Genomic DNA, 467 nt, shown 5'->3' with positions numbered 1-467 from the left:
CCCCGTCACAGCCCAGCCTTACGGTGTGCGGATTTGCCTACACACCAGCCTCACTGCTTGGACAGACATCCATCAGTCTGCGTCACTATCCTTCTGCGTCACTCCATCGCTCATAACGGCTACGGTGGTACAGGAATTTCAACCTGTTGTCCATCGACTACGCCTTTCGGCCTCGCCTTAGGTCCCGACTTACCCTGAGCGGACGAACCTTCCTCAGGAACCCTTAGGCTTTCGGCGGATCAGATTCTCACTGATCTTTTCGTTACTTATACCGGCATTCTCACTTGAATACAGTCCACCAGTCCTTCCGGTCTGACTTCTACCCGTATTCAACGCTCCCCTACCCATGCACTAACGTGCAAGCCATAGCTTCGGTGGCGTGTTTAGCCCCGTTACATTTTCGGCGCAGAGTCACTCGACCAGTGAGCTATTACGCACTCTTTCAATGGTGGCTGCTTCTAAGCCAA

The 467-nt window shown here is 53.3% G+C and carries 1 rRNA gene; it reads right to left on the bottom strand.

Features of this window, described 5'->3' with window-relative positions:
- Window positions 1-467: ribosomal RNA gene (locus ICC18_RS33410) — 23S ribosomal RNA — on the bottom strand; the annotation flags it as partial.

It is taken from the genome of Paenibacillus sedimenti (assembly GCF_014534655.1).
Classification (GTDB): Bacteria; Bacillota; Bacilli; order Paenibacillales; family NBRC-103111; genus Paenibacillus_E; species Paenibacillus_E sedimenti.
This window is presented reverse-complemented; position numbering and strand designations above follow the sequence as displayed.